The sequence below is a fragment of the Lelliottia nimipressuralis genome (genome assembly GCF_041464075.1).
Lineage (GTDB): Bacteria > Pseudomonadota > Gammaproteobacteria > Enterobacterales > Enterobacteriaceae > Enterobacter > Enterobacter nimipressuralis.
Genome location: NZ_CP167172.1, coordinates 3195345 through 3217387, shown reverse-complemented (window position 1 = coordinate 3217387; position 22043 = coordinate 3195345). Strand labels below are relative to the sequence as shown.

Below are 22043 nucleotides of genomic sequence, written 5' to 3'. Positions count from 1 at the left end.
AAATGACAAAAACAGGAACGGGTGTGGCAGTGAGTCTGCTGCTGGGCTGGCTGATGGCCGGCAATGTACAGGCGGCGACGGATGCCGCCCCGGCGGGAGCGGGGCACTCAGCGGCCATGGATTCGCTGTACGGTCAGCGCATGGACGTGTGCCTGAATGAACTGAACACCCTGAAAAACGTGGACCAGGCGGGATATGACCGTCAGGCCCGCGCGCTCAATGCCGAGATGACCCGGGCTGTGCGCTACCTGCTGCAGCGTGACCAGCTGAACCAGGAAATGCGTTCGGTGATGGACAAACTGTATCAGGCGCGCCTGACCGGGCAGTGCCAGTCCGTACATAACACGCTCTTTGATGTGCTGCTGGTTCAGGCAAACGGCGGTGAAGTTCGGGCCGGGGGCGATAAATGAAGGCGGTGACCGGCGTGGCTGGTGTGCTGCTCACCCTGTTGCTGGCGGGCTGTTCAGCGCCCCGGCCGGCACCGGTGCCGCCGACGGTGGTCATCCCGGCGACCCTGCTGGAGCAGCTCGGTGAGCAGGTGTCCTGGCTGCGCGCCGGTGCCTGTCACGGCGACCCGGCTGCGGCCCGGCGGCTCAGCCGTGTGCTGGACGGTGGCGGGATGGCGGCGGGGGACTTTGCCTGGCTGAGGGGGGCTGCGCGGGGCCCCCTGACGCAGTCCGGTCTGCTGGGTGAGTCGTCCGGAGAGCTCCCTGCCGGTCTGCTGACGCTCACCTGTGGAGGTCGCGCAGCGGCCTGAGTGAGGGGGGGGCGGCCTGACCCCGTCCCGTCGGGTATGACCCTGCTGTCGCCTGTTTTTCAGCGGGCGTAAGGGGTAGCAACAAAAAAAAGCACGTGGGGTGTGTCGAAAAAAGACGACCACCCCGCGCGGGCACCCTTCGCCCTTTTTCAGCCTGGTGCTGGGGTGGATTAAACAAATGTCCGCGCATAACTAATTGTAAATAAACGGGTTTTTATATTTTATATCCCGGTGCGCGTATTTCCTGCGCGCAACGACCCAAAGGCACAAATACGGGGTGCCGGACAGTCCCGTAAGGAGAGAGGTACATGAAAGAAAAATATCGAATTTCCCTGCGCCGCGCGCTCTGCGTCGCATTCCTGCTGCCGTGGACCGGGAGTGTCATGCAGGCGCAGGCCGCCGCGCCGGTCGATGAAGCCACGGGCACGCCGGTGGCGGTGCATCCGTCTGCCGCCCAGACCGGTCCTTCCCTCACCGTGGGCGGCGGCCTGGCGGTGAACCCGATTTACGAGGGCTCATCGCGCTACGAGCCATTCCCGTCGCTCGCCGCGAAGGCGGTGCTGCCGTCGGACAACTGGGGCACCTTCACGCTCTCGTTCCCGGAAGGGCTGCGCTGGGACCTGCCGGACGTCTCCACTGTCGGCCTGGCGTTCCTGCTGGGCTACGACCCGGGCCGTAAGGAAAAAATCCGCTATCTGGGCGGGAATAACCATCACCTGCGCGGCATGGGCGACCTCGACAGCACCGCACTCGTGGGGGCGGAAGCCTATCTGCGCCTGCCGGTCGGGCGCCTGTATGTGCGCGGCATGCAGGCCGCGAGCAGCCGGGACTACGGTGGGGATGACCTCGGGCACACTTCCTGGCTTGAAGTGGGTGCAGCAAGCTCCCTCCCGCTCTCGGCGGCGCTCACCCTCGATGCGTCCCTGTACGGCACCTGGAGCGACAGCCACGACATGATGGCGCGCTTTGGCGTGACCGGGCGCCAGGCGGCGCGCAGTGATTTCAGTGAGTACCACGCCGGAGGCGGGATGCGCGATGTGACGATGAAGACCGCTGTCACCTGGCACCTGAAGCCGCAGGTCGCCCTGCAGGGCGGCCTGAAGGTGTACTCCCTGGTCGCCGGGGCCCGCCACAGTCCGCTGACGGATGACACCGTCGGGGCCGGGGCCTTCCTTAACGCTCTCTACACCTTCTGATACCTCCGGAGGCCGGTATGCGCTATCTGCTGATGACGGACAACCACCTGCTCGCGCACCACTTTGCCGTGGTCTGCGCGGACCGGGGGAGTGTGTCTGAGACCCCCTGTGGCCCGGAGGCGGCACGGGATGTGAGCCCCTTCTGGCTGCAGGAGCGCCGCACGGATGCGCTGCTGCTGGACCTGCCGGAGCGTCTCGCCCTGCGCGCTCCGGCCATTATTGCTGCCTGGCGGGCCCGCTGTCCGGGCGTGCCGGTGATGGTGGTGATGCCGGGGGCCACACCGCACACCGTGCGGGCGGTGCTCGGCGCCGGGGCAGATGGCTGTCATGACGACACCTGCGATATCCGGGTGCTGGTCGCCCGGGTGGAGGCGATGGTGCGCCGGCGTCTGGGGTGGTACCGCAGTGAGGTGCTGGACTGCCCGCCCCTGCGCCTTGAGACCGGTGAGCGCCGCCTGACCATCGATGGCGAACCGGTGTTCCTGACCGGGTTTGAGTTCCGGGTGCTGGAAGTGCTGGTCCGCCATCACGGCCAGGTCCTGAGCCGGGCCGACATCCTGATGCAGTTCTGCCCGGAAGGGCAGGTGGATGAGCGGCGCTACCGGTCACTGGAGACCATCCTGTGCCGCCTGCGCCAGCGGCTGGCCGGGTTCCCGCAGGTCCGGGGCCGGCTGAGCACCTGCCGTGGCCGGGGCTACATGCTGGATATCCGCGATGCGCGTACCCCGCCGGTGCGCCGCACCGGGTAACCGGCAGGAGGGCCCTGAATGAAAAACGCAAAAACGAAAAACACACCATACAGACACCAGAGAGGGAACACCGCGATGACCCTGACGCTGAACACAACACTGACACCGACGCTGAACGCAGCGCCGAAACTGACTTCCCTGGCCTGGCTGGCCCCGCTGGCGGCACTCCTGCTCCCGGGCCTGGCACAGGCCGCAGACACCCCGCCGGCGGGCGCTGCCCCGACGGTGACCGACCCGCACTTTAAGCTCGCGCCGGGCTATCTGGCGCCGGCAAGCCTGCCCCTGCGCCTGGCCCTGCTGGGCGCGCCACCGGCAGACGGCTCGGCGGCACTGGCCCGCGACGAGGAGGCGCACCACGCCGCAATGTCCCTGAAAGGCTCGGCGCGCGAGAAGCTTGCCGCGAGCGATGCGGAGCTCGAGTTCCCGGCCCCGGCGAAAACCTTCGCCTGCGCAATCGGGACTGACATCAGCGAGAAAACCACCCCGCACCTCTACACCCTGATGCAGCGGGTGCTCTCAGATGCGGGTGGTTCGACCTATGCCGGGAAGAACGCCTGGAACCGCACCCGTCCGTTCGTGGTGCACGGGGAGGGGACCTGTCAGCCGTCCATGGAGCCTTTGCTGCGCACCGACGGCTCCTGGCCGTCCGGTCACTCGGCGGCAGGCTGGGCCTGGGGACTGATTCTGGCGGAGGTGCAGCCTGAGCGCGCCACAGAGGTGCTGGCCCGCGGGCTGGCCTTCGGTCAGAGCCGGGTTATCTGTAACGCCCACTGGCAGAGCGACGTGGACGCCGGACGCCTGATGGGCGCGGCCACCGTCGCCACCCTGCAGGGCAACAAGGACTTCATCGCCGACCTGGCGGCCGCGAAGCGCGAAGTGGCCGCGGCGGCGCAGCACGGCATCAAACCCGGACAGGACTGCGCCGCCGAGCGCGTGGCCCTCTCCCTGACGCAGCACTGAGGAAGGACAAATCATGCAGACCCTGAATCTTCAGCTTCAGTCCCTGCGCACCCGCCTGTGCGCAGCGCGCAGCGGTACCACAGCCGGACTCGCAACGTCCGCCCTGTGGCTGGCGGCCCTCGTGGCCCCGCAGGCCCTGGCGGCTCAGACCGTGACGCCTGAGCCGGCCACCCCGGAACAGACCCTGGCTGCATCCCCGGCCCCTGAATCAGCACCTCCTGAGCCCGCACCGCAGTGGCACTTCACCGTCGCCCCCTACCTGTGGGGCGCGGGTATCCGCGGCAACGTGGGCCACAAGTCGACCGGGACCCAGTTCGTGAAGTCGGACTTCCGTGACATTGCCCGCGACCTTGACGTGGCGGCGATGACCATGGGGGAGGCCCGCTTCGGGCCGTACAGCCTGCTGGCGGACGTGATGTACATCGACACCACCACCAAAACCCGTCTGCCCGAAGGCGCCCCGGCGAAACACCTCAACACCGACAGCAAGACCTTCTCCGCGTTTCTCGGGGGCGGGTATGCCCTGCTCGATGACCCGGCGCTGCGTCTTGACGCGGCCGGCGGTATCCGGGTCTGGTACAGCAGCACCACGCTCAGCCTGCACGGCGGTGACGCCGGCGGCACCAGTGGCAGCGACAGTGCCACCTGGGCTGACCTGATGGCCGGCCTGCGCGGGCGTTACGCCCTTGCGCCGTCCGTCTGGCTGTCGGGGTGGGGCATGGCCGGGGCCGGGCAGTCCCGTGCCGACTGGGATGCGGCGGCACTGCTTGGCTGGGAGTTCCTCCCGGGCTTTCAGGCGGCGGCCGGGTACCGGGCGATGGGGGTGAACTACCGCCACGACGGGTTCGTGTACGACATGGTCCAGCAGGGTCCACTGCTGGGCATCAGCGGCCGGTTCTGAGCCGGCATCAGGAGGCAGATATGCAGATGCAACAGTTACAGCAACAACAGCAGCACCGGGCCTGCCGGCGCGAGCGGAGGGGGCACACGGCGTACGTGATGACCGTTCTCATGGTCGCGGCCCTGGTGGCCTGGGTGCTGGTGCCGGCATGAGGCGGGAGGCACAGATAAACCGACAGGGCCGCCTGACAGACCGTGCCGTCCTGGTTTTCTGTCTGCTGCTGGCGGCGGCGCTCTGTACGGTTATCGCGCTGGCGGAAGTGGTCTTTCTGTCCTGAGCGGCCTCGACACACAGACAGGAGGCGGTATGCGACAGAAATGGTGGCTGCTCGCCGGGATCGTGCTCTGGTTACTGGGTGCGGCCTGGGTGACCCGGGCGCTGGTGTTAATGATGCTGCCGTGATGAGTCAGAACGGCGCAATGAGGAAGACAAGAATGAAAACGGAACTGAAAGAAGACATCGTGGCCCGCCCTGGAAGGCGGTCACTGAGCATGGTGCTGGCTGAGGGCGGCGAACTGACGGAGCTGCGCCGGTATGAGCGGGCACGCTATCTGGAATTTGCCGCTGCCGCAGCCCGGCACGAGCGAGAGGGGCGCTATACCGCTGCAGCCGAGAGCTGGGGGGAGGCGCTGAAAACGGCGCGCGGAGTGGATGTGGACTGGTCACAGTCGCGTCTGACCCTGTGCCTTATGTATGCCCGCTCGCCGCATCCACCGCGCACAGCGGCGGACCGGGCGGTCATGGTGGGTTAAGGCCAGGAGAGACCGGCCCGAAACAGAAGGAGAAACGAATGAAGAACCTGACAACAGCATCCGGTGTGACGTCTGCATCCGGGCCTGATGAACTGGCCCGCGATGCGGCCAGTCTGCCCCTGTGGCTGCGCGTGGCGCAATGGTGTATGGACATGAAGGGCCCGGTGGGACGCAATGCGATTGCCCGGGCCTTTGATATTCCGCAACGCCAGGCGGCCGACCTCATGCTCTACATCACCGGACGACGCGGGGATGTGGTGCAGGCCCGCCGGCAGGTGACGGTCAGAGGCGGTGGAATACGCGAGGCCACTCTGGAGGTGCTGAGTATTCATGTGGCTGCGATGCCTGCGCGGGGAGGGGCCTCGCAAAAGACGCCCCGTCGGCGGCGCAATACAGGAGCAGTTCCTTCTGCGCTGCGGGACCTGGCGTTGGGGAGGCGCAGCTCAGGGGGCGTGGCATGAGTCCGGGCTGGGTGGTAGCTGGCCATGCTCTTCTGGCCCCGTTACTGGCCCTGAGTCAGCCCCCCTGGTCCGGCATGGTCATGATGCTGGTCAGAAGCAGTATGACCCTGCTCTTTCTGCTGGTGCTGTGGGTCCTTCTGACGTTTTGGTGGCGTCGCCGTGCCCGCGCCGCAGACGCGGAGTCCCGGTACTTTCGTGACTGGCTTATCCCGCTGCTGCTGGCGGGACTTGGCCTGATGCTGCTCTGCAGCCGGGACCGGGGCAGCGTGGACCATCTGTTTCAGCGGGTGGACAACATGCTGATGAACAACCGGCTCACCGAAGTGCAGCCGGATGTCACTCCACAGAGCTGGTATGACGTGCTGGGCATCCCGGCGGAAGACGAAGAGGGTGAGGAGGGCGGTGCAGGCGTACCGTTCCTGCCTGACCGGGCAGACCTGGTGACGGGAGAGACAGAATGATGACCGATAACGATGAACGGACGCTGTCCTGGTGCGGATTGCTGCTCTCGCGCAGCGGCTGGCGGTCTGGGATCTGACGGAGTGACACGATGACGGATGACCAGTATCAGCGGCCCGGAGAGGACCGGAACGCACTCACACTCTGCCCTGGGCGGGTGGGCCTGCTTCCTGACTGTCGCTACACCCAGGCCGGACTGGAAAGCCTGGCCCGGGCCCGGGGGCTGTCGGTTCATCTCCTGACTCAGGATGCCCACACCCTGGCGGGCCCGCCGGCCCCTGTGAGTCGGGCGATATGCCACCTCGGCGGTGACCTGGCCGGACGACTGGCGCAGGTGGCCCGGCTCGGGGAGTACCTGCAGGTCCGGGGAGATACCCTTCCCGTGACCCTGCTCACCCGCGAGCCGATGCCCTGGCTGTACGGCACCCTGCTGCACCTGACCGGACGGACACAGAGTCTGCAGGCGGTGTGGACCCTGGATGTGCGCAGTCCGCTCGCGGACATCGTGGACCTGATGTGGGGGACCTTCCCCCCGGGGGCCCACCCCCTCAGAGGGCGGGAGAGCTACACCCTGGCCTCCGGCCTCACCCGGCGTGAGCTGGAGGTGGTGAGCGCAGTACTGGCCGGGGAACGAATACGGGATATGGCGCAGCGGACCGGACTGTCGGTCAGCGCACTATACGCGCAGCGCCATCACGGCCTGCGCAAGCTGGGGCCAGAAACGGGTCTCCGGTGAATAAAGGAGAGGGAATGAGGAGCAGAGCCTGCAGGACAGCCCTGATACTGCTGCCGCTGCTGATGGCGGGGATGCATCACCCGGTGGTATACGCCGGTCGGCTGGCGGCGCAGGAGAACACCATACTCTGGCATTACCCGCACGCACGGCTGCGGGTGGACTGCAGCCTGCCCCTGGGCACGGTCGTCGGCAGTGTCACGTTGCCGCTGCCCCCCGGTACGCCTGCGGGAGACAGCAGCCTGGGTACCCGGTCGGGTGAGCGACGCGACTGGGTGTTGCTGGACACCAGTCTGCCGGGGCTGACAGTCCGGGCGGCCCTGGACCGCAACGGAATACGACAGGGTGATGAGGCACCGCCGACGGTACTGCGCCTGGAGCTGGTGATGGATGGGGCCATCAGGCCCGGCTGGCTGACGCTGCCTGCTGAGCCGCTGTGGTGGAGTGTCTATGACCCTCAGACCCGTGCCCGCCTGTGGCGTGCGCGGATCGTGTGGAAGGGACGCATGAAAGTGGAAACGGAGGACGGCGATGATCCCGCAAGAGAAAAGGGCTGCGCCTGAAGATGATACGCCAGTGACGACGCTGAGGCTGAGCCCCGGTGAGTGGGTACCGGTGCGGTGCGTGCCGGATAGCGGAGACTGACAGGAGAGAACATGAGAACAGCCAATGAGGGGCGTACCCCGGCTCAGGTAACAGGGTTCTGGCTTATCGCCGGTTCCCTGCTGACGCTGGTGAGCGGAGCGGTATGGTTCACCGGCGATGCGGGCCACCTGCGGGTTCTGCTGAGCCTGGTGTGCACGGCTCTGCTGCTGGTTCTGCGGGCCGGGGCGGTGAAAATCACCTGGACGGCCTGGCGGACTCGCCGGCTGCGCGGGGCGCTGGCCCGGGGGCAAATACAGGCCTGGTATCAGCCGGTGGTGCGCGGCCAGCAGGGGCTGGTCTGCGGCTGTGAAGTGCTGGCCCGCTGGCATCTCCCGGACGGGCGTATCCGTGGCGCGGCGCGCTTCATCCCGCTTGCCGAGCAAAGCGGGCTTATCGTTCCTTTGACCCGATTGCTGATGCGGCAGGTACGCCGTGACCTGGCGCACATGCAGGTCTGGCTGCCACCGGGTTTTGATGTGGCGGTGAACCTGAGTGCGGCCCATGCGGGGAGTCACACCTTCCTGCGGGACTGCCAGCGCCTGCAATGGCTGTTTCGGGGGAAAGCCCTGAAAGTCACCGCAGAAGTGACCGAGCGGGTGGTCTTTGAACAGGTTCCGGGCGGGGCGGGCCTGCTGAGGGCCCTCCAGGCGGCAGGTATCCGGGTCATGCTGGATGATTTTGCGACCGGACATCAGGGGATGTCGGGTCTGGACATGCTGGCGGTGGACGGCCTGAAGCTGGACCGCAGCCACGTGCGCGACCTGCACTCCACGCCAGTGTCACAGGCGGAACTCATTATCCGCCTGGCACAGCTGATGTCGCTTGAAGTGGTGGCCGAAGGGGTGGAGACCCGGGCCCAGCACGAATGGCTGCTGGCCCACGGCGTGCGCGAGCAGCAGGGCTACTATTTTTCTCCGCCGGTGCAGGCCGAAGGGCTGGTCGCCTGTCTGGCGACAGGGGTGTTTATGCAGCGACATTAACGGGCCTGTTACAGAGACGGGCGACGGTTATGTCCCCCGGGACGGCTTTCTGCGGTGATAAAGCATGAGGGGCAACTGAGTGATGTGCAGAGGGTGAACTAGGCGGCAGGTGCCAGTCTATGCGAGTGGCACGGCCAAACGATGAAAAGGTAACTTATGAACACTAAAATGAGAAACATACCGCCATGCCACATTCGTGTGTGTGCCTGGATCAATATTTGTCTGCAGCTCCTGGCCCCTTCAGCGGTGACGTTTATGCCCGCCCACGCGGCGGCAAAAGCGCCATCGCATGATGCAGGGGCGCTGGTCACTCAGCAGACGCAACCTTATACGCTGGATGCGGGCGAAACGACGGATTCCGTTGCCAGAAAGTTCGGTATCACACTGGTTGAATTACGTAAACTCAACCAGTTTCGTACGTTTGCCCATAAGTTTGAACAACTCCGGCCCGGGGATGAGCTGGATGTTCCACGTCTTTCCGTGACGCCGGGCAGTCAGCCTGAGAATCGTCAGTCGCCTGGTGACGGACAGGCCGCACAGGTTGCGGGCATTGCGTCGCAGGCGGGCGCGTTCCTGTCAAATGATCCCGGTGCGGATGCTGCGGCGGCAATGGCTCGCGGCATGGCGACAGGTGCCGCCACAAGTGAAGTGCAGAAGTGGATGGCGCAGTTTGGGACCGCGCGCGTACAGCTGGATACCGACAGGGATTTCTCGCTGAAAAACTCCCAGTTCGACCTGCTGATGCCACTCTATGAGCAACAGACGCTGCTTGCCTTCACTCAGGGCAGTTTTCACCGTACAGATGAACGCACCCAGTCTAACCTGGGGTTCGGTGTCCGCTGGTTCAGTGATGACTGGATGCTCGGCGGAAACACCTTCGTGGATTATGACCTGTCGCGTGACCATGCCCGGGCGGGCGTGGGGATGGAGTACTGGCGCGACTATCTGAAACTGGGGGCCAACAGTTACCTGCGTCTGACCAACTGGAAAAACTCCCCCGATCTGGACGGCTATGAGGAGCGCCCGGCTGACGGGTGGGATCTGCGCACACAGGCCTGGCTACCCGCTCTGCCACAACTGGGCGGAAAACTGATGTACGAGCAGTACTACGGGAACGACGTAGCCTTGTTTGGTAAGGACAATCGTCAGCGGGATCCGCATGCCTTCACCTTCGGACTGGACTATACGCCGGTACCCCTGGTCACACTGACCACCGAACAACGTCAGGGCAAGGCCGGTGAAAACGACACCCGTTTTGGTCTGGAGCTGCGTTATCAGCCGGGGACGCCCTGGGGGCAGCAGGTTGATCCTGATGCGGTGGCTGTGATGCGAAGCCTGGCGGGTAGCCGTCACGATTTTGTTGAGCGCAATAACAACATCATACTGGAGTATCGCAGGAAGGATGACATCCGCCTGCGTACTGCGTCGCTGGTGACCGGTTACGCCGGGGAGAAAAAATCACTGGGTGTATCCGTCACCAGCCATAACGGACTGGAGCGTATTGACTGGTCAGCACCGGCCTTACTGGCTGCGGGAGGGAAGATCACTCAGGACGATCCGCAGAACTACAGTGTCATCCTTCCTGTTTACCAGTCTGTACAGGGGGTCAATAACTATATTCTTACCGGTGTGGCTGTTGACAGGAAGGGGCGCCGATCGAATACCAGTGAGACGCAGATAAGCGTTCACGCACCGGTCGTCAGTCAAACCAGCAGCACTTTTATGCCACCCAACAGCACACTTACGGCCGATGGACGCAGCAATCAGCTCCTGACGTTAACGCTCAGAGACAGTCAGGGCGAGACAGTGGACGCACCGGTTACGGCAATCAACATCAGGCCTGACAGGTTGAAATCAGCCACACTGACAGAGGTGAGTAAAAAAGAACCGGGTGTCTATGAAGTGACGGTGACGGCAGGCATGGATGAAGAAACTATTCTTCTGACGCCGGAAGTCTTCGGTATGACCCTGAGCCCGGCAAGGATCGCCATCAGCAGGACAGGTCTGAGTGATACCCGTTCAGTCATCACAACAGACACCGACACTATTTCAGCCAATGATATCTCCACGTTGAAACTGAGCTTCACGGCAAAAGATGTGAACGATAGTCCGGTGACGGATCAGGCATCTCAGGTGACCTTCCGCGTACTGGACAGCAACAGTCAGCCCGTTACCGGTCCGGCGGTGACGGTAGGTGCCACGTCAGAAGGCGAGCCCGGGGTTTACACGGCGACGCTGCACGGCACAAAGGCGGGTCACTATACCGTGACACCGTTGTATAAGGGTCAGCCGGTAGGTTCGCTCAGCACCGGTGTTGAGCTGACGGCCGGCGAGGTAGACGACAAGACATCGCTCTTTGGGATGCCGGATGGCAGGACTGTTGCGGCGGACGGGACATCCACGCTGACCCTGAGTTTTACGGCACAGGATATGTACGGTAATCCGGTGACGGGGCAGGCGCAGAACGTGACCTTCAGCGTGCAGGACAGCAGCGGCCCGAATGCCGGCCTGCGCATGGCTGCCGACAGCGGGGTGACGGTAGGTGCCACGACAGAGAAAGGGAACGGGGTGTATACGGCAACGCTGAGTGGTACGAAGGCGGGAACCTGGACGGTGACGCCAGAGTATGACGGCCAGGCGCTGTCGTCGCTCAGCGAAAATGTCACGCTGAGTGCCGGCACGGTGGATGAGACTCAGTCGGAATTTGTACTGCCTGGTGAGAGCACGGTTGCGGCGGATGGTACGTCCCCGGTGGCGCTGCAGTTCAGGGCTAAGGATGCGAACGGCAACCCGGTGGCGGGCGTGGCGCAGAAGGTGACCTTCCGCGTGCTGGACAGTAATAATCAGCCGGTGATCGGCACCGGGGTGACGGTGGATACCACAACAGAGGCAACCCCCGGCGTTTACACGGCGACGCTGGTCGGCACAAAGGCGGGAAGCTATACGGTGAGACCGATGTATGACAGCGAGCCTCTGGAATCGTTCAGGACTGATTTCATGCTGACGGCTGGGGGGATTGACGGTGCTCATTCTGCCTTTGTCGCGACAGGCACCAGCACGGTCCCGGCGGACGATCAGTCTGAGGTGACGCTACAGTTCACGGCAAAAGATGCAAATGGCAACCCGGTGACGGGCGTGGCGTCGCAAGTGAGCTTCAGCGTGCAGGATGGCGTGGGAGCGGTGACCTCTCCTGCGGTGACGGTGGGTACGGTGAACGATAATGGTAATGGCGTTTATACCGCACAACTGCACGGCACGCAGGCGGGGACTTATACGGTGAAACCGCTGTATAACGGGAGTCCGATGGCCGTGAATGGCGTTCAGGTATCCCTGACTGCCGGGCAGGTGGACAGCGGAATATCTCACTTTGAACTGTCAGGAGACAATATCGTCGGGCAGGGGGACTCGTCCCGGGTAAAACTGACTTTCACGGCAAAAGATATGTACGGTAATCCGGTGACGGGCCAGGAACAAAAAGTGACTTTCAGGGTGCAGGACAGCACTCATATCGATGCCGGGAATGCGGTGACGATCGACACCACAACGGAAGCGGAGCCAGGGGTGTACACATCGATGCTGTACGGCACGAAGGCGGGGACTTATACGGTGACACCTGAATATGAGGGTCAGGCGCAGGAGTCGCTCAGCAAAGAAGTGACGCTGAGTGCCGGCGCGGTGGATGAGGCTCATTCGGAATTGACTCTGCCTGGTGAGAGCACTGTAGTGGCGGATGGTACGTCCCCGGTGGCGCTGCAGTTCACGGCAAAGGATATGTACGACAATCCGGTAACAGGTCAGGTGGCGAAGGTGACCTTCCGCGTGCAGGACAGCAGTCTGGCAGATGCCAGTGAGGTGACGATTCAGGCGATAACAGAGGAGAGTGCCGGGGTGTACACAGCGACACTGGTCGGCACGAGGGCGGGAACCTATTTCGTCATACCGAAGTATGATGGGCAGCCGCTGAATTCCCTCAGCAATACAGTGACGCTTACCGCCGGAGATATGGACGGTGTTCGCTCGGCCATTGCGACGACAGGCACCAGCACGGTTCCGGCGGACGGCCAGTCTGAGGTGAGGCTACAGTTCACGGCAAAGGATGCGCACGATAATCTGGTTTCGGGTCAGGTATCACGGGTGACCTTCCGCGTGCTGGACAGCAATAATCAGACGGTGACTGGCACAGGGGTGACGGTGGACGCAACGACAGAGGCGAGCCCCGGGATTTACACCGCACAGCTGCACGGTACGCAGGCGGGGACTTATACGGTGAAGCCGAAGTATGACGGCACGGAGGTGGGTACACTGAGTCAGCAGGTCACGCTGACGGCGGGTGAGGTCTCAGGTGCAACATCGACCTTTGACCTGCCGGGTGACACGAGCGTAGTGGCTGATGGCACGACGTCACTGCCACTGCGCTTCGCGGCAAACGATGTCAGCGGCAACCCGGTGACGGGGGTGGCGAACAAAGTGACCTTCAGCGTGTGGGACGGCAGCCAGGAAGTGACGTCCGGGGTGACGGTGGATGCGACGACGGAGAGTGGAACACCGGGAATCTATACGGCCCGGCTGCACGGCACGCAGGCGGGGACTTATACGGTGAAGCCGAAGTATGACGGCACGGAGGTGGGTACACTGAGTCAGCAGGTCACGCTGACGGCGGGTGAGGTCTCAGGTGCAACATCGACCTTTGACCTGCCGGGTGACACGAGCGTAGTGGCTGATGGCACGACGTCACTGCCACTGCGCTTCGCGGCAAACGATGTCAGCGGCAACCCGGTGACGGAGGTGGCGAACAAAGTGACCTTCAGCGTGTGGGACGGCAGCCAGGAAGTGACGTCCGGGGTGACGGTGGACGCAACGACAGAGGCGAGCCCCGGGATTTACACCGCACAGCTGCACGGTACGCAGGCGGGGACTTATACGGTGAAGCCGAAGTATGACGGCACGGAGGTGGGTACACTGAGTCAGCAGGTCACGCTGACGGCGGGTGAGATCTCAGGTGCAACATCGACCTTTGACCTGCCGGGTGACACGAGCGTAGTGGCTGATGACACGACGTCACTGCCACTGCGCTTCGCGGCAAACGATGTCAGCGGCAACCCGGTGACGGGGGTGGCGAACAAAGTGACCTTCAGCGTGTGGGACGGCAGCCAGGAAGTGACGTCCGGGGTGACGGTGGATGCGACGACGGAGAGTGGAACACCGGGAATCTATACGGCCCGGCTGCACGGCACGCAGGCGGGGACTTATACGGTGAAGCCGAAGTATGACGGCACGGAGGTGGGTGCACTGAGTCGGCAGGTCACGCTGACGGCGGGTGATGCGGATGGCGCTCATTCTGGCTTTGACCTGCCGGAGGGCAACATGACTATCGCGGATGGTGCGTCTATGTTGAAGCTGAGTTTTACGGCAAAGGATATGTACGGTAATCCGGTAACGGGCCAGAAGTCGAAGGTCTCCTTCGGGGTGCCGGACGGTAGCGAGGTGACGGTGGCGGCCACGGAGGACGAGGGAGAGGGAGTTTACACGACAACACTGGTTGGCACGAAGGCGGGTACCTGGACGGTAACACCCGAATTTGACGGTCAGGCGCTGGAGTCGCTGGGTAAAGAGGTGATACTTAAGGGCGCAATAAAGGATATTCAGGTGAATGGTTATTCATGGTCTGCGACAAGCGGTTTCCCAAAAACAGGATTTGTCGGTGCTCAGTTTAAAATGGAACTAAAGGGGGAGAATGTCACGGATTATGACTGGCACTCAAGTGCTCCCTGGGTGTCAGTGGAAGATGGTGTGGTAACGTTTACTTCTGAAGGAGACAAAGAGCCCGTCATTATAACGGCGACGCCGAAAGCAGGGGGGACAGAGATTATTTACCGGTTTGCTGTAAATAACTGGTTTACCGTCCAAAATCAGGCAAAAAACTGGAATGATGCAGCAGCTTATTGCACTGACAATGGGCAGCAACTTCCTGATGCTTTACAGCTGGGGGGAAGTCAGACTAAGCAATATTCCAAAAATATGCGAGGTGAGACGGGGTCTCTGTGGAGTGAATGGGGTGATATGACAGTATATGGTTTTGCGATGGCAGTGACATACTGGACAGGAACTTATCAGAGCAGTGGCTATTTAGGGATCAATCTTCGTGACGGGCAGGTTAACTGGGGACCTGTCAGTAATAACGTTTATGTTGCATGCGTTAAGTAAAAGACGGTCTGTATTTTAATTCAATAAGCCTCTTTGGAGGCTTATTCTATTTGAAGGAAAGTAACGTCACGGGTCATGGTGTAGTGGTCAAGTAATACTGGCCACAGTCTTACAGTAAGAACGGTATCTGTTCTCAGATTCTTCCTGCGTTAGCCCTCCGTTGTAATGATGAGGTCTGACGCTATTGTAGTAATTCAGGATATATCCGCCGATTTGTCGCCGGGCTTCCTCCTTGCCTGCGTAACCATTCGTCGACACCCATTCTGTTTTCAGACTGCGGAAGAAGAGCGTTCCATTGGACTGTTATCCCAGCAGTTCCTCCGCCGATTGACGCTTTGATTTATCCTGTAACGCCAAAGAACTTGTTGATATTTAAGGCAGGTATACTGGCGTCCCTGGACGCCCTTCTAAGAGTCAAGCCGTTATCGGGATACTGTTGACCTGCCTGTTTTGATTACGCAGTAGCGAATAGACTTCACGTGAGATATAGCGCTTCAGGCATCGGATTGCTTCCATTTTTGTATGCCCCTCGGCTAATCGTCTGGCAACATATTCCTCTGTTTTTGCATCAGTTCGTAAACGTCCGATAGCGATGATGTGAAGTGCACTATTTGCAGCACGATCTCCACCCCGATTATGTCGATATCAGGCGCCGCAGCCGTTCAATTCGTCGGGACGGATCGGTGGCTGCCATTTAACAAGCTTGCGTTCCATTTCGCTGATTATCAAAGGTCTTCACCTCGTTAGGTCAGTTAATTCACGTCGCAAACACATTTAAACTGCTTCCCTTCGCCATGTAATGGGCTTTCCCCATCACGGACTACTACGGAAGCTCCGCCAGCCAGCACGTCATCGGGGCCATGCCCCCTTAACATCCGTCACTGACCTTCCCCGGTTCACCTGCCTGGACTCAGACATACTGAGGAGGCTGCCCGTCGCACTCTTTATCCTTGCTTGCCGCAAGTTGGCAGAAGTCAGCAACGCGAGCGTGATAGACGCTGCTGCCCCGGTGTTCCGCATACATGTCAAAACACCTTCGACCGGCAGTACATACCGCTGCCAGTTCCTTCTGCACGGCCTGTCAGATGACGTAGGCCGTGGTGACGTTTTCGACCCACAGAGGCGGATTAACGGGTTCATGTTCTTCAGCCTTTCAGCACTTAACCTTGAGGATCATCTCGGCTTAGTGATCTCGCCTCAATCCCCGTTGTCAGCGGGTTAAATCACGCTGCGGACATGCCTCAGGTCACTGCCGCTCAGGTTCTCCACCGTCACACCCGGTGGGATTGTTGGGCTTCTCGTCATGAGTTGCCGTTTCAATATTCCAGACAGACTCGTGGTTCATTTGAGCCTCCATGCTCGCCCTGAACTCCGGGCACACCGTACGTAATATCTGCACGCCAAAGCTGGTTGTGTCGCTCTGCCACGAACTTACGGTTTACCCGGTCACCTGCTGCAGCCTCTTTCAGGCTGACTGTCGTACGCACTTTTCACCCCGGGGCACGTCGCTCAGGCCCATATTTTTCATCAGCCTCGCGATGGTGCATCTGGCCACGCTGAAGCCCTCCCCCTGAAACTGACGCCGGACTTTTCGTGCTCCATAGACACTGTGATTTTCTTCGTAAACGCATTTTATTTCGTGGCTGATTTGAGCATCGCACCTTTATCGTTGGCTACATTTCTCAGGATGCAGGCGGCGTTGCTGGTGCCAGTAATATGTCGACAGGGCAATATCCAGCTCGCGATATACCGGCCCGGCCCGTGTGTACCACTCAGATGCTGCATAAGTGGCATTATTTTTCCAGTGGCGGTCGAGTTCCGCCTGAGCAAAATAAGCTGAGGTCTGGCGCAATATATCATTGCTGCGGCGTAGCTCCCGATTTTAACGCTCCAGTTCTTTTAAACGCTGGCGCTCATGGGTGCTCAGTCCGCCATCACCAGTGCTGACGGGTCTGACACCACCACGGACATCATTTTTATACTGACGCAACTAGGCTCGTAGGGTGTCGTAATGGCACCCGATTTTTGACGAGATGTCGCGAATGGCATCCGGCTCAGAGTCATACTCATCACGGTGTTCCAACAACATTCTGACCGCGCGCTCACGCAGTTCAGGGGATAGCGTTTGGCGGATTGTGATTTCATTTGAGATCTCCTGTTATTGAGAGTTTAGTCTCCAAGAAACCCGGTACGGTTCAGAATGGCTGCTGGCCCAAGGGGGGCGCGAGCAGCAGGGCTACTATTTTTCTCCGCCGGTGAAGGCCGAAGGGCTGTTCGCCTGTCTGGCCACCGGGGTGTTTTTGCAGCGCCCGTAGTGGTTTTCCCCAGGCCTGATGTGAAAAACATATTGACAGAATAAAGAGTCGTTTCGATGAAGAGGGTGATGGCCCGGGTCATGAATGGGAGCCTCATCATCAGTCAGCCGGAAATCTTCGCATCAGCAAAAATCCCGGAGGCGTCTGAAGGTGCGGAAGGCAGTATAGCTGCCCCCTCAGAATGACGCCAGTAACAGCGGGGTGAGCAGCGTCTCTGCAGGGTATCCGGTCAGAGTCCTGTCTGGCTCTTCAGGAGCGTTCATTATGTGTGTTGTAAATACAGGAGTGTGCTTATGGAAAGGTATAAAACATCCCGTTCAGTTGTCACCGCATTACGGGCCGGAAGCCTCTGCCTTCTGGTTGCAGGTTCAGCTCTGGCGGCAGACAGTCCGAGCAGTGCCGAAATTTCAGCGTCGGTCACTGTTCTGGCGGATGACGGATGCGCCATCACCGTCGGAAAAGCAGACCACCCGATGGAAATGACGTGGACGCGCAAAGATGGGGCGTCTGCCGTCGATGTGAGGAGCGTGAATGCTCCCGTCTATGTGACGGTTACGGCAACCGGCGGTGACAGTTGCCATCTCAGCACTAGCATGAAGCTCAGAACTGTGTCCACAGATATGGGGGATCCCACCATGGATGATTTTCCCTCCTACAGAAAAAATTTTGGTTCGAAAGGCGGCTTCTGGCGTGTGATGCCTTATCTGGCGAACGCCATCTTTTACACCGATGAGGCAGCAAGTGTGCCGGGGGCAGGCAAAATTTCATGGGATGGTCCGACTCTGGGCGATGAGAACGTGACGTTTGGCGGCGAGGTTGCCAACCATGCGGGTGAAAAGGTCAATAACGAGGGCGTTGGTAGCGGGGAATTTGTCTTTATGACGGATCAATATGCTGAGAGCGGTGGTGCCCTGTTGATTGATGACGGGCAGAATGAAGGGGGCTTTTCATCGGATAAGTCAGATGAAGCCTATAAATCCGCAAAGATTGGCTTTGGAGCCCTGATTGCCACAGATCCCGAAAGCACGGATGGCACCCGTAACCCGGACCTTGCTTCTGCCGCAGACCAGGTGACCATGTCCTGGATGGTGTATATCGACCAGGCATAAGCCGGACATCACTTCATTCCTGTGCAGTACCAGAGGTGATGATGGTTAGCATATTACGGTGATCTACGGATAGTTGCTGATGCGATTGACTGGGGTAAAAGCGTTTACACACTCGGTCCGTGTCATAAATACAATTAAAGCAGTTGCGTGAATACCCCCTTTGACGGAAACGCCACCCGTGGACGTTTCCGTTTTTTATCTGATTGCAGAATGCAGGATTGTGTAGGTGTTCCTGTATGCCAAAGTTCTGCCCCTTAATGAGAGTTAGTCAGAATGAGAATACAAACTGCGTTGCATCTGGTATTGCTGTCGCTGGTCGGCATGAGCAGCTTGCATAATGCACTGGCTAATGGTGGCCAGGGAGGAATATCACTGGAAGGGACTCGTCTGATTTTTGATGGCGGTAAGGATGCCTCTTCCATGATGGTCAGTAATTCTTCTTCTGATGACGTATGGCTAATGCGATTCTGGATCTCACCATACGGAGATAAATCTGATGAGGTGGTGTCTGATAAAAAGAATGTGCCGTTTGCAGTCACACCACCGCTATATCGTCTGGATCCAAAAAGTGCCGTACAACTGCGTATCAATAAACTCTCCGAAAGTTTGCCCGCTGACCGGGAATCAGTGTATTACCTGAACAGCCTGGCCATTCCCCCAAAAAAAGGTGAAAAGAGCTATCAAAAAGCAGTTCAAAGTGGCCTGCAATTTGCGGTGAATACCCGTATCAAATTGTTTTACCGTCCAGCAGCCATTAATGATGCAGCCGCTATAAAAGCCGCTCCTGAAAAACTGACGGTAACCTCTACCGGAAAAAGTATTGTGGTTAAAAATCCGACACCGTGGTTTGTGACAATGTCGCAGCTCTCCCTGGACGGAAGAGCGGTTCAGTCAGATAAAGACACCATGATCTCGCCATTTGGCGAACTTTCGTTCCCGATAAGTGTTAATCATGGCACTTTCAGCTTCAGCACCATTGACGACCGTGGGATGACGACTTTGCCCGTGAAAAAAATATTCTGAGTGTCATCAGAGAAGGGGATGGGTGTTCCCGGGGTGAGCTGTGAGCGTGGGAAGAATGATGAGGATGATGTGCTCAACGTTATGGCTCCGCCCTGCGATGTATATCCGGGCGATAAGGATCCTGGCTGTGTCCGTCTTTTTCATCGCAGAAGATGCATCTGCTACTGGCAAGCCAGGAGTGCCGGCTGTGTCGGTTCTTGAGGGGGGGGATAAACGGGACATAGATCCGGCGTTGAGCTTTGATAGCGCCTTTTTGTCCATGGATGGACATGAAGACAAGCATGTCGATCTGTCTTATTTCACTCATAAAGGAGGGAAGCAACCGGGCCGTTATGTCGTGAAAGTGACAGTCAACGACAAGGTCGTGGACGAAGGGAGGATGGTGACGTTTCGATCATTGCCGGAAAACCCCGGAAAGCTATATGCCTGTGTCAATGAGCAGCAACTGGCAGCATGGTGGGGTATTAAGGCGAGTTCAAAACTGGATACCTTGGCATCCTCATCGACGTCATTATCCCCCGAGTCGGGGCTCCTTATCGAAAAAGTGACCGACAACGTGGGATCCCCTCAACTAGAAAATGACGCCTGCCCGACAGGCGGTTTACTGGCGATGGTTCCTTATGCAAAAGAAGAGTTCGATTTTAACAAACATGTGCTGTCGCTGACGGTGCCTCAGGCATCGCTGGGGCCGGCATCGCGACTGAGAACATCCCCGCAGCTCTGGGATGAGGGCATGTCGGCCATTCTGACAAACTACAACTACAGCGGCAGCCAGCAGAACAGTCAGGGTAAAAAGTCGGGCAGTGATTTTCTTGGCCTGAACGGCCAGATGAACCTGCTGGGCTGGCGTATCCGGAATGACCTGACGGGACACCGGAGTCAGGGGCAGAGTACGGAGTGGAATGCCTCACAGGTGTATGCCCAGCGTGATTTTGCGCAGCTGGGCGGCGGGCAGCTGACGGTGGGGAACACCACCTCCTCGGGCGGCGGCGTGGACTCGGTGCAGTTCTCCGGGATAAAGATGGATTCCGATGACGCCATGCTGGATCCGAAATTTACGAAATACAGCCCGGCGATAACGGGTGTGGCGAATTCACCGGCGACGGTGATCGTGCGTCAGTACGGGAAAGTGATTTATCAGCAGAACGTGCCCCAGGGACCGTTTTCCCTGACGGACTTTAACCGCAGTGGTAACGGAGACGTGGACGTGGAGGTGCGTGAAGCGGACGGCCGGACCCGCCACTTCACGATGGCTCAGGCCCAGAGTGGTGCCCTGTTGCGTCAGGGCGGACTGACCTGGAGTGCCTCGGGTGGACGGGCCGTGAGCAGTACCGGCTATGCCGATGACAAATTTGTCCAGACGGGCGTGTCCTGGGGGGCCGGGGCAAACACCACCCTGAACGGCGGGATTTTACTGTCGAAGAACTATCAGGCGGTGGCGGCGGGAACGAGCCTGTATGCCGGCGCGTGGGGGGCGGTGAGCTACACCCTGAACACCTCCCGGGCCGACCTGTCGGTGGTGCCCGGTGAAAAAGGGGCCCCGACCGGGGTATCACACGATGTGAACTGGTCCCGCAACTTCGGGAACACGTCCGTCGGCGTCGCCTGGTCCCACAGTCAGACGCGGGATTTCCACAGTTATTCAGAGCTTCTGAGTATGAAGCCCCTGAAGGACGGTGAGGAGAGGATGCAAAGCAACGGCTCGCGTGACAGCTACAGCGTGTCACTGTCGCAGTCCCTGGGGGTATGGGGAAATGTGTCACTGAGCGGCAGCCGTTCCACGATCTGGGGCAGTGATGCGGTGCAGAACAATGCGTCACTCAGTTACAACACCACGGTGAGGGACATCGGTATCGGTATCTCACTGGGGTATAGCACCTGGAACGGCAGCGACAGTCGTTACAGCAATGACGATAACAACGGTGGCTCCCATTCTTCGGGTGATGACAACAGAACGGACAGGACGGTGGGGGTGAACATTTCACTGCCACTGGGTAAATGGCTGAGCGCCAGCAGTGTGAACGGGACGTACTCCTACACCCGAAATAACGGTGAGGTGAGTCAGCAGGCGGGGCTCAGCGGCTCGGCCCTGAACGGTGCACTCTCCTGGTCGGCTTCGCATGGGATAAGTGGGAGCAAAACCGGGAACACCAGTCTGGGCTACAGCGGGAATTACGGGTCTGTGAACGGTGGCTACAGCTATGGTGGGGGCAGCAACAGCATCTCTTATGGTGTCAGCGGCGGGATGGCTGTCCATCCCCACGGCGTGACGCTCGGTAAACAGCTGGCCCTGAGCGGAGGTAATGCTCTGGTGGCGGTACCGGGTGTCGGCGGACTGAGTGTGAACAGTGCCGTCACGGACTGGCGGGGATATGCCCTGGTCAGCGGGTTAACGCCGTATGACCAGAACCGTATCAATGTGGATATGGTGAACCTGCCGGGGAACGTGGAGCTGGACGCCTCCAGTAAGAATGTGGTGCCGACGCGCGGTGCGCTGGTCTCTGTGCCCTTCAGGAGCAACAAAGGCTATCGCCTTCTGCTGACGCTGACACGTGAGAAGGATGAGGTGCCGTTCGGCTCGATGGTGGTGCTTGAACAGGATGATGACACTGCCCTGCCGGTCACCGGGATTGTGGGTGACGCGAGTCAGGCCTACCTCTCGGGGATGCCGGATAAAGGCACCGTTCAGGCCAGCTGGGGCGACGGAAAGGATAATCAGTGCCGGGCGCAGTACAGCGTGCCGGAGAAGGCCGGGGAAGACAGGCTGGTCACGGTATCCGCGGTCTGCAGCTGACGTGG

Annotated in this window: 18 protein-coding genes, 3 pseudogenes and 1 other annotated feature; of the genes and pseudogenes, 18 read left to right on the top strand and 3 right to left on the bottom strand. The window is 60.2% G+C overall.

Annotated elements, in window-relative coordinates; all coding sequences use genetic code 11:
- Nucleotides 1-2: 2 nt before the first annotated feature.
- The 15 genes from ACB496_RS15375 (at nt 3) to ACB496_RS15305 (ending at nt 14797) form a co-directional block, all read left to right on the top strand.
- Nucleotides 3-410, top strand: coding sequence for a hypothetical protein (locus tag ACB496_RS15375; protein WP_371972991.1), 408 nt, complete (start codon nt 3-5; stop codon nt 408-410).
- A complete protein-coding gene (locus tag ACB496_RS15370) occupies nt 407-757 on the top strand; it encodes a hypothetical protein (RefSeq protein ID WP_371972990.1) in 351 nt (116 codons plus the stop codon). The genes ACB496_RS15375 and ACB496_RS15370 overlap by 4 nt, the downstream gene beginning before the upstream one ends.
- Nucleotides 758-1065: 308 nt before the next feature.
- On the top strand, nt 1066-1953 hold the full coding sequence (locus tag ACB496_RS15365; protein ID WP_371972989.1) for a MipA/OmpV family protein: 888 nt from the start codon (nt 1066-1068) through the stop codon (nt 1951-1953).
- A 17-nt stretch (nt 1954-1970) separates the two neighbouring features.
- Nucleotides 1971-2702 carry a winged helix-turn-helix domain-containing protein gene (locus tag ACB496_RS15360; RefSeq protein ID WP_371972988.1) on the top strand — a complete coding sequence of 244 codons (732 nt, stop codon included), beginning with the start codon at nt 1971-1973 and terminating at the stop codon, nt 2700-2702.
- Nucleotides 2703-2720: 18 nt separating this feature from the next.
- Nucleotides 2721-3662, top strand: coding sequence for a phosphatase PAP2 family protein (locus tag ACB496_RS15355; protein WP_371972987.1), 942 nt, complete (start codon nt 2721-2723; stop codon nt 3660-3662).
- A 13-nt stretch (nt 3663-3675) separates the two neighbouring features.
- The gene (locus ACB496_RS15350; RefSeq protein WP_371972986.1) at nt 3676-4563 is read left to right on the top strand and encodes a hypothetical protein; all 888 of its coding nucleotides are present in this window, start codon (nt 3676-3678) and stop codon (nt 4561-4563) included.
- A gap of 20 nt (nt 4564-4583) precedes the next feature.
- Nucleotides 4584-4715 carry a hypothetical protein gene (locus ACB496_RS15345; protein ID WP_371972985.1) on the top strand — a complete coding sequence of 44 codons (132 nt, stop codon included), beginning with the start codon at nt 4584-4586 and terminating at the stop codon, nt 4713-4715.
- The gene (locus ACB496_RS15340; RefSeq protein WP_371972984.1) at nt 4712-4840 is read left to right on the top strand and encodes a hypothetical protein; all 129 of its coding nucleotides are present in this window, start codon (nt 4712-4714) and stop codon (nt 4838-4840) included. The genes ACB496_RS15345 and ACB496_RS15340 overlap by 4 nt, the downstream gene beginning before the upstream one ends.
- A gap of 142 nt (nt 4841-4982) precedes the next feature.
- Nucleotides 4983-5315 carry an ANR family transcriptional regulator gene (locus ACB496_RS15335; protein WP_371972983.1) on the top strand — a complete coding sequence of 111 codons (333 nt, stop codon included), beginning with the start codon at nt 4983-4985 and terminating at the stop codon, nt 5313-5315.
- A 38-nt stretch (nt 5316-5353) separates the two neighbouring features.
- Entirely contained in the window at nt 5354-5776 is a 423-nt protein-coding gene (locus tag ACB496_RS15330) for a CaiF/GrlA family transcriptional regulator (protein ID WP_371972982.1), read from the top strand.
- Complete coding sequence (locus ACB496_RS15325; RefSeq protein WP_371972981.1) at nt 5773-6237, top strand: hypothetical protein; 465 nt, start codon at nt 5773-5775, stop codon at nt 6235-6237. The genes ACB496_RS15330 and ACB496_RS15325 overlap by 4 nt, the downstream gene beginning before the upstream one ends.
- A gap of 89 nt (nt 6238-6326) precedes the next feature.
- Nucleotides 6327-6971 (top strand): hypothetical protein, encoded by a 645-nt coding sequence (locus ACB496_RS15320; protein WP_371972980.1) that lies wholly within the window; start codon nt 6327-6329, stop codon nt 6969-6971.
- 14 nt (nt 6972-6985) lie between these two features.
- Nucleotides 6986-7531: a hypothetical protein gene (locus ACB496_RS15315; protein WP_371972979.1), complete on the top strand. Its 546-nt coding sequence runs from the start codon at nt 6986-6988 to the stop codon at nt 7529-7531.
- A 93-nt stretch (nt 7532-7624) separates the two neighbouring features.
- Entirely contained in the window at nt 7625-8593 is a 969-nt protein-coding gene (locus ACB496_RS15310; RefSeq protein ID WP_371972978.1) for an EAL domain-containing protein, read from the top strand.
- Between the two features lie 168 nt (nt 8594-8761).
- Nucleotides 8762-14797, top strand: coding sequence for an invasin domain 3-containing protein (locus tag ACB496_RS15305; protein WP_371972977.1), 6036 nt, complete (start codon nt 8762-8764; stop codon nt 14795-14797).
- Nucleotides 14798-14884: 87 nt separating this feature from the next.
- Here the strand turns inward: ACB496_RS15305 and ACB496_RS15300 are convergent.
- From ACB496_RS15300 to ACB496_RS15290, 3 pseudogenes are all read right to left on the bottom strand, one after another.
- A pseudogene (locus ACB496_RS15300) lies at nt 14885-15195 on the bottom strand (integrase core domain-containing protein); the annotation flags it as partial.
- Nucleotides 15196-15211: 16 nt separating this feature from the next.
- A pseudogene (locus ACB496_RS15295) lies at nt 15212-15442 on the bottom strand (IS110 family transposase); the annotation flags it as partial.
- 737 nt (nt 15443-16179) lie between these two features.
- Nucleotides 16180-16937: pseudogene (locus ACB496_RS15290) on the bottom strand (IS3 family transposase); the annotation flags it as partial.
- Nucleotides 16521-16635, bottom strand: a sequence feature (AL1L pseudoknot). Its footprint overlaps the pseudogene before it by 115 nt.
- Nucleotides 16938-17405: 468 nt before the next feature.
- On the opposite strand from ACB496_RS15290, the gene ACB496_RS15285 reads away from it, so the two are divergent.
- The 3 genes from ACB496_RS15285 (at nt 17406) to ACB496_RS15275 (ending at nt 22038) form a co-directional block, all read left to right on the top strand.
- Complete coding sequence (locus tag ACB496_RS15285) at nt 17406-18221, top strand: hypothetical protein (RefSeq protein WP_371972976.1); 816 nt, start codon at nt 17406-17408, stop codon at nt 18219-18221.
- A gap of 273 nt (nt 18222-18494) precedes the next feature.
- Nucleotides 18495-19244, top strand: coding sequence for a molecular chaperone (locus ACB496_RS15280; protein ID WP_371972975.1), 750 nt, complete (start codon nt 18495-18497; stop codon nt 19242-19244).
- A 55-nt stretch (nt 19245-19299) separates the two neighbouring features.
- Nucleotides 19300-22038: a fimbria/pilus outer membrane usher protein gene (locus ACB496_RS15275; RefSeq protein ID WP_371972974.1), complete on the top strand. Its 2739-nt coding sequence runs from the start codon at nt 19300-19302 to the stop codon at nt 22036-22038.
- Nucleotides 22039-22043 lie beyond the last annotated feature (5 nt).

What these genes read in the sequence shown, in the direction of transcription:
- ACB496_RS15375 (WP_371972991.1), top strand. Translation starts at nt 3, where the DNA reads ATGACAAAAACAGGAACGGGTGTGGCAGTGAGTCTGCTGCTGGGCTGG.
- ACB496_RS15370 (WP_371972990.1), top strand. Translation starts at nt 407, where the DNA reads ATGAAGGCGGTGACCGGCGTGGCTGGTGTGCTGCTCACCCTGTTGCTG.
- ACB496_RS15365 (WP_371972989.1), top strand. Translation starts at nt 1,066, where the DNA reads ATGAAAGAAAAATATCGAATTTCCCTGCGCCGCGCGCTCTGCGTCGCA.
- ACB496_RS15360 (WP_371972988.1), top strand. Translation starts at nt 1,971, where the DNA reads ATGCGCTATCTGCTGATGACGGACAACCACCTGCTCGCGCACCACTTT.
- ACB496_RS15355 (WP_371972987.1), top strand. Translation starts at nt 2,721, where the DNA reads ATGAAAAACGCAAAAACGAAAAACACACCATACAGACACCAGAGAGGG.
- ACB496_RS15350 (WP_371972986.1), top strand. Translation starts at nt 3,676, where the DNA reads ATGCAGACCCTGAATCTTCAGCTTCAGTCCCTGCGCACCCGCCTGTGC.
- ACB496_RS15345 (WP_371972985.1), top strand. Translation starts at nt 4,584, where the DNA reads ATGCAGATGCAACAGTTACAGCAACAACAGCAGCACCGGGCCTGCCGG.
- ACB496_RS15340 (WP_371972984.1), top strand. Translation starts at nt 4,712, where the DNA reads ATGAGGCGGGAGGCACAGATAAACCGACAGGGCCGCCTGACAGACCGT.
- ACB496_RS15335 (WP_371972983.1), top strand. Translation starts at nt 4,983, where the DNA reads ATGAGGAAGACAAGAATGAAAACGGAACTGAAAGAAGACATCGTGGCC.
- ACB496_RS15330 (WP_371972982.1), top strand. Translation starts at nt 5,354, where the DNA reads ATGAAGAACCTGACAACAGCATCCGGTGTGACGTCTGCATCCGGGCCT.
- ACB496_RS15325 (WP_371972981.1), top strand. Translation starts at nt 5,773, where the DNA reads ATGAGTCCGGGCTGGGTGGTAGCTGGCCATGCTCTTCTGGCCCCGTTA.
- ACB496_RS15320 (WP_371972980.1), top strand. Translation starts at nt 6,327, where the DNA reads ATGACGGATGACCAGTATCAGCGGCCCGGAGAGGACCGGAACGCACTC.
- ACB496_RS15315 (WP_371972979.1), top strand. Translation starts at nt 6,986, where the DNA reads ATGAGGAGCAGAGCCTGCAGGACAGCCCTGATACTGCTGCCGCTGCTG.
- ACB496_RS15310 (WP_371972978.1), top strand. Translation starts at nt 7,625, where the DNA reads ATGAGAACAGCCAATGAGGGGCGTACCCCGGCTCAGGTAACAGGGTTC.
- ACB496_RS15305 (WP_371972977.1), top strand. Translation starts at nt 8,762, where the DNA reads ATGAGAAACATACCGCCATGCCACATTCGTGTGTGTGCCTGGATCAAT.
- ACB496_RS15285 (WP_371972976.1), top strand. Translation starts at nt 17,406, where the DNA reads ATGGAAAGGTATAAAACATCCCGTTCAGTTGTCACCGCATTACGGGCC.
- ACB496_RS15280 (WP_371972975.1), top strand. Translation starts at nt 18,495, where the DNA reads ATGAGAATACAAACTGCGTTGCATCTGGTATTGCTGTCGCTGGTCGGC.
- ACB496_RS15275 (WP_371972974.1), top strand. Translation starts at nt 19,300, where the DNA reads ATGATGAGGATGATGTGCTCAACGTTATGGCTCCGCCCTGCGATGTAT.